This is a genomic window from Burkholderia sp. E168m15 (assembly GCF_016586105.1).
Taxonomy (GTDB): Bacteria; Pseudomonadota; Gammaproteobacteria; order Burkholderiales; family Burkholderiaceae; genus Burkholderia; species Burkholderia orbicola.
Map to the genome: position 1 here is coordinate 24709 of NZ_BCPO01000189.1, position 6359 is coordinate 31067.

The 6359-nt window shown below is 67.8% G+C and carries 4 protein-coding genes; 1 reads left to right on the forward strand and 3 read right to left on the reverse strand.

Going from position 1 to position 6359, the window contains the following annotated elements:
- The first annotated feature begins 28 nt into the window (after nt 1-28).
- Entirely contained in the window at nt 29-3085 is a 3057-nt protein-coding gene (locus JMF86_RS29900) for an FAD-binding and (Fe-S)-binding domain-containing protein (protein WP_201317220.1), read from the forward strand.
- 86 nt (nt 3086-3171) lie between these two features.
- Here the strand turns inward: JMF86_RS29900 and JMF86_RS29905 are convergent, their stop codons facing one another.
- From JMF86_RS29905 to JMF86_RS29915, 3 genes are all read right to left on the reverse strand, one after another.
- Nucleotides 3172-3474, reverse strand: a complete 303-nt coding sequence (locus tag JMF86_RS29905; protein ID WP_006481030.1) for a hypothetical protein — start codon at nt 3472-3474, stop codon at nt 3172-3174.
- Between the two features lie 84 nt (nt 3475-3558).
- Nucleotides 3559-4713 carry a branched-chain amino acid ABC transporter substrate-binding protein gene (locus tag JMF86_RS29910; RefSeq protein ID WP_006481031.1) on the reverse strand — a complete coding sequence of 385 codons (1155 nt, stop codon included), beginning with the start codon at nt 4711-4713 and terminating at the stop codon, nt 3559-3561.
- Nucleotides 4714-5332: 619 nt separating this feature from the next.
- A complete protein-coding gene (locus JMF86_RS29915; RefSeq protein WP_011549321.1) occupies nt 5333-6232 on the reverse strand; it encodes a DMT family transporter in 900 nt (299 codons plus the stop codon).
- Nucleotides 6233-6359 lie beyond the last annotated feature (127 nt).

A 6359-nucleotide genomic window follows, 5' to 3' on the forward strand; every position in this document is an offset into this window, starting at 1 on the left:
GGCTCCACCCACATTGCGCCTTTGCACCATGTCGATCGCCCCGTTGCCCCGTCCCGCCAGCCCGTCCGCGAACGTTTACCGCGATTTTCTCGCCGCGCTGCAGGCCGCCGGCTTCGCCGGGGAAATCCGCGCGGACCACGCGAACCGGACCGTGCAGGCCACCGACAACTCGATCTACCAGCGCCTGCCGCAGGCGGTGATCTGCCCCGCGCATGCGGATGACGTGCAGCTGCTGGCCCGACTGCTGGCCGAACCCGCGCACCGCGACGTCGCGGTGGCCGCGCGCGGCGGCGGCACCGGCACCAACGGGCAGTCGCTGACCGACGGCATCGTCGTCGACCTGTCGCGCAACATGAACCGGATCCTCGAAATCAACGCGCAAGCGCGGTGGGTGCGCGTCGAGGCGGGCGTCGTCAAGGATCAGCTCAATGCGGCGTTGAAGCCGCACGGGCTGTTCTTCGCGCCGGAGCTGTCGACGTCGAACCGTGCGACCGTCGGCGGGATGATCAACACCGACGCGAGCGGACAGGGCAGCTGCACGTACGGCAAGACGCGCGATCACGTGCTCGAACTCGATTTCGTGCTGATGGGCGGCGAGCGGCTGCGCAGCGACGCGCTCGACGATGAAGAACTGGCGCGCCGCTGCGCGCGGCAGGACCGCGTCGGCAAGGTGTATCGCACCGCGCGGCGCATCAGCGACGACAAGGCGGCGCTGATCGACGCGAAATTTCCGAAGCTCAACCGCTGCCTGACCGGCTATGACCTCGCGCACCTGCGCGAACCCGACGGCCGCTTCAACCTGAACAGCGTGCTGTGCGGCGCGGAAGGGTCGCTCGGCTTCGTCGTCGAGGCGAAGCTCAACGTGCTGCCGATTCCGAAATATTCGGTGCTGGTCAACGTGCGCTACGCGGGCTTCATGGACGCGCTGCGCGATGCGCGCGCGCTGCTCGAGCTCGCGCCGCTGTCGATCGAGACGGTCGACTCGAAGGTGCTGATGCTCGCGATGAAGGACTTCGTGTGGAGCAGCGTGGCCGAGTATTTCCCGCAGGACGACGCGCGTCCGACGCTCGGCATCAACCTGATCGAATTCAGCGGCGACGACGAACGCGACGTCGATGCACGCGTGCGTGCGTTCGTCGAGCATCTGCGCACCGATACGAGCGTGGAGCGTCTCGGCCATACGCTCGCGGCCGGCGACGACGCGGTGAAGCGCGTGTATGCGATGCGCAAGCGCGCGGTCGGCCTGCTCGGCAACGTGCAGGGCGAGGCGCGTCCGCAGCCGTTCGTCGAGGACACCGCGGTGCCGCCCGAGAATCTCGCCGCGTACATCGCCGAATTCCGCGCGCTGCTCGACGGCCACGGGCTGCAGTACGGGATGTTCGGCCACGTCGATGCCGGCGTGCTGCACGTGCGCCCGGCGCTCGACATGAAGGACCCGAAGCAGGCCGCGCTGGTGCGGCCCGTGTCGGATGCGGTGGCCGAGCTCACGCAGCGCCATGGTGGCCTGTTATGGGGCGAGCACGGCAAGGGCGTGCGCTCCGAATATGCGCCGGCGTTTTTCGGCGAGCTGTATCCGTCGCTGCAGCAGCTGAAGGCCGCGTTCGATCCGCACAACCAGTTCAACCCGGGCAAGATCGCGACGCCGCCGGACCCCACGCTGCGGCTGCTGAAGATCGACGAGGTGCCGACGCGCGGCGAACACGACCGGCAGATCGACGAGCGCGTGTGGCAAAGCTACGGCACCGCGATGCATTGCAACGGCAACGGCGCGTGCTACAACTTCGATCCGGACGACGCGATGTGCCCGTCGTGGAAGGCGACGCGCGAACGCGTGCAGTCGCCGAAGGGGCGCGCGTCGCTGATGCGCGAATGGTTGCGTCTGCAAGGGCAGGCCGGCGTCGACGTCGTCGCGGCGGCGCGCACGCGGCAGCCGTTCCTGCGCGGGCTGGCCGAGCGCTGGCGCAACAGCCGCAACGCCCGCAACGCCCGCGATGGCGACGCGGATTTCTCGCACGAGGTGTACGACGCGATGGCCGGGTGCCTCGCATGCAAGTCGTGCGCGGGGCAGTGCCCGGTCAAGGTCAACGTGCCCGAGTTTCGCTCGCGCTTTCTCGAGCTGTATCACCAGCGTTACCTGCGGCCGTTGCGCGACTACCTGATCGGCTCGCTCGAATTCACGATGCCGTGGATGGCGCGCGTGCCCGCTGTGTACAACGGGCTGATGGGCGCCGGCTGGGTGAGGACGCTGCTCGAGCGCCAGGTCGGCATGGTCGACAGCCCGCTGCTGAGCCGCTTCGATCTCGCGGCCGTGATCCGCGCATGGCGCGTGAAGCCGGCCGACCCGCATGCGCTCGCCGCGCTGAGCGAGGCGCAGCGCGCGCGCAGCGTCGTCATCGTGCAGGACACGTTCACGCGCTATTTCGATACCGAGCAACTGGCGACGCTGATCGAGCTGGCGGCGCGCCTGGGCTTTCAGGTGTGGCTCGCGCCGCTCGCGCCGAACGGCAAGGCGCTACACGTGCAGGGCTTTCTTCACGCATTCGAAAAGGCGGCGATCCGCAACGCGACGCAACTGGCCGCACTGGCGCGCTCGGGTGTCGCGCTGGTCGGCCTCGATCCGGCGATGACGCTCACGTATCGGCAGGAATACCTGAAGGTGACCGGGCTCGCCGACGTGCCGAAGGTCGCGCTGCCGCAGGAATGGTTGCTGGATGCGCTGCCGCAAGCGGGTGCGGGCGGGGCAACGGTTCCATACCGGTTGCTGCCGCACTGCACCGAAAGAACCAATGCGCCCGACAGCGGCAAGCAATGGGCGCAGGTGTTCGCGCGTCGCGGGCTGCGCTTGCAGGTTCAGGCGACCGGGTGCTGCGGGATGTCGGGCACGTACGGGCACGAGGCGCGCAATCTCGCGACGTCGAAGACGATCTATGCGCAGTCGTGGGCCGCGCACGTCGACGGGGCGCAGCAGGAGGGCGAGGCGCTGGCGACCGGGTATTCGTGTCGCAGCCAGGTGAAACGCCTGTCGTCGAAGCAGGTGCGCCATCCGCTGCAGGCGCTGCTCGATCATGTGCGGGCGGTGGGGTGATGCTGTAGCGGTGCAGCCCGTAAGGGCGCGTCCCTCGCGCGTCGAGCGGCAATCCCCGTGCCGCTTTCGACCTGGGCCAGCGCTGGTCAGGCGTCGGCTTTCGCCGCTTTCCGCGAGCGCGGTTTTTCCGCTGCGGGAAGCACGCCGACGCCGCGCGGCCGTTTCGGCTCGATCCGCATTTGCCGGATCACGCGCCGGAAGTCGATCTCGTGCGCGGCCAGCGTACCGATCAGTTTCGCGATGACCGCGAGGTGGGAAGGGACGGTGCCCTTGCTCGAATAGTTGGTGATCGAACTTTCGTTCATCCGGATCAGGCGGGCGAACTCGCGCGCCGTCAACTGCGCCTTCTTCAACTCCTGTTGGAATTCCGCATACGCCATTGCACACATGATGCTTCGTCTCCGTGAATCGGTATTCTGCCCGCGCGGCGGCGCCGACGGGTGGCGTTCCCGTCGTGCCGGCGCCGCGTCGGATTACATCTTCACCTGGTCGAGGAAGGTCTTCTTGCCGCCCTTGTAGCCGTAGATCGAGATGATCCCGTGCGTCAGGTCGCCCTTCGCGTCGAACGTCGTCGTGCCGATCACGCCGTCGTACTTCGTCGCCGGCATTGCCGCGAGGATCTTCGCCGGGTCGGTCGAGTTCGCGCGCTTCATCGCATCGACCACGATGTAGACCGCGTCATACGCGAACGGCGCATCGAACTTGATGCCCTGGTTGAAGCGCTTCTGGTACTTCGCGAGGAAGCCCGCGCCGCCCGGCATCTTCTCGAGCGCCGCGCCTGCCTGCGAGCAGAGCACGTTGTCGGCCGCCGGGCCGGCCAGTTCGGCCAGCGAATCGGTGCATACGCCGTCGCCGGACAGGATCTTCGCGCGCAGGCCGAGCTGCTTCGCCTGCTTCGCGAGCGGGCCGCCGGTGGCGTCCATGCCGCCGTACATGATCGCGTCGGGGTTCTCGCCCTTGATCTTCGTCAGGATCGCGCGGAAGTCGACCGCCTTGTCGTTGGTCGCGTCGTGCGACAGCACCTTCAGGCCGAGCGCCTTCGCCTTCTTCTCGAACTCGTTCGCGAGACCCTGGCCGTACGCGGTCGAATCGTCGACCACCGCCACGCTCTTCACGCCCTTCGACTGCGCGTAGCTCGCGAGCGCGGGGCCCTGCTGCGCGTCGGTGGCGACCACACGGTAGGTCGTCTTGAAGCCTTGCTGCGTGTAGGTCGGGTTCGTGGCCGACGGCGAGATCTGCACGATGCCCGCGTCGCTGTAGATCTTCGACGCCGGAATCGACGTGCCCGAGTTCAGGTGGCCGATGACGGCGACGACCTTGTCGTCGACGAGCTTCTGCGCAACCTGGGTGGCCTGGCGCGGGTCGGCCGCGTCATCCTGCGCGTCGAATTGCAGCGTGATCTTCTTGCCGCCGATCGTCAGGCCCTTCGCGTTGATTTCCTCGACCGCGAGGCGCGCGCCGTTCTCATTGTCCTTGCCGAGGTGCGAGATACCGCCCGTCGTCGGTTCGACGCTGCCGATCTTCACGACCTGGTCGGCCATCGCGCTCGACGCGGCCGCGAACGCGGCGGCTGCCAGTGCAACGGTGATCAGGGGTTTGCAGCGCATGCCGACAGTGCTTCGTTCCATCTGCCATCTCCGGATTGAATGTCTTTCTATTGACGTCTCGACTGGCCGGCTGCGGGGCCGGGGCGGTCGGACGAGTCTCCATACCCATCATGGGCTTCACTTGCATGGCGCCCGGCCGACAGACCTGCGTTGCCGCTGGACGTCATGCAATCGTATGAATATATATGAAGCCGCTTTTGCGCGCTGCGGCGAATCCCGCAGCGGGCCGGCGCGGCACCGGTCGACGCCCGGCCGTCGAAGGCTCCGGATGCCGGAAATCGTGCACTGCGGCGAGCCGCAGGTTGCGATTCGCTGTCGTCGGCCTTACGGCCGCATCCATTATTCGGCCGGTCGCCGCGACGAAGCCATGGACACTGACGCGCGGTCAATCGGGAACTGTTCGGTCGATTTGTCTGCACAGTTTGGTCACTCGAGAATCGCGTATCCGGTTTCGAGGTCATGCTTCATCAAGCGCGATTGCTGTATATATGCAACTAACGGTCAAGTTCGGTAACGCCACGGGAGTGGGTGCCGATTGCACCGGCTGAACCATTTATCGGGTTCGGCAAGACGGAGGCGTGTTGGGCCGGCCCGCGTGTGCTTTCGGAGCATCGCCATGCAATCCACTGCAAGCTCGACCCTACGACCGTCCGCGCAACGCGACGACGATCACCCCTGCAATCGCCAGCAGGCCGCCGCACGCCGTCGCGATGCCGGGCCGCTCGCCCGTCAGCGCCACCGACAGCAGCGTCGCGACCGCCGGCGTCAGGTAGAGAAAGCTGGCCGCGCGCGCCGCGCCGAAGTAGCCGAGCGCGAAGGTCCAGGTCGCGTACCCGAGCGCGGCGGGAAAGACGCCGAGCACCACGACGGCCAGCGCCGTGTCGCGCGACCCGCCGCCGAGCGACACGAGCGCGCCGGGCAGCCAGGGCGCGAGCAATACCGCGCCGGCCAGCAGCGTGTACGCGGTGCACGGCAGCGCGCCGTACACGGGAATCAGCCGCCGCTGCAACACGAAATAGCTGGCCGAACACAGCGCCGCGCCGAGGATCAGCGTGCTTCCGGAGCCGAGGACGAGGCCGCCGGGCTGCCCTTGCGCGATCACCGCGATGCCGGCCAGGCTGACCAGCGACCCGAGCCAGCCCCAGCGATTGAAGCGCTCGCGCAGAAACACGGCGGCCAGCAACGCGGTGAAGATCGGCAGCGTGTTCACGATGAAACTCGCCGCGCCGGCCGACACGGTCTGTTCGCCGGTATTGAGCAGCGCGTTGTAGAGTGCGATGCCGAGCAGGCCGCACGCGAGAAAGCGCCACGCATCGGCTTTCGTCGGCAGCGGCGGCCGCCGCCATGCGAGCCACGCGATCACGAGCACCGCCGCGGTCGCGAAGCGCGCCGCCGCGAGCTGCAGCGGCGCGAGGCCCTGCAGGCCGATCCGGATGAACGGGAAGGCGGACGCCCACGAGACGATCGTGAACGCCACCGCGGCTGCCGCGACGAGCGGCTGTCGCGCGCCGCGCGACGTCGATGACGAAAGAGTATTCATGCGGCAATGGTGCGGCGTGGCGAGATGCTAAGCTAGCGCACAGATCAACATCCGGATATGAATATGGCTCACAGCTCGGACGCGCGGCCTGCCGACGGTCCGGCGCGGGCGCGGCAGGTCGCCGGCG

Coding starts and splice junctions, on each gene's coding strand:
- JMF86_RS29900 (WP_201317220.1), top strand. CDS start 29: ATGTCGATCGCCCCGTTGCCCCGTCCCGCCAGCCCGTCCGCGAACGTT.
- JMF86_RS29905 (WP_006481030.1), bottom strand. CDS start 3,474: ATGTGTGCAATGGCGTATGCGGAATTCCAACAGGAGTTGAAGAAGGCG.
- JMF86_RS29910 (WP_006481031.1), bottom strand. CDS start 4,713: ATGGAACGAAGCACTGTCGGCATGCGCTGCAAACCCCTGATCACCGTT.
- JMF86_RS29915 (WP_011549321.1), bottom strand. CDS start 6,232: ATGAATACTCTTTCGTCATCGACGTCGCGCGGCGCGCGACAGCCGCTC.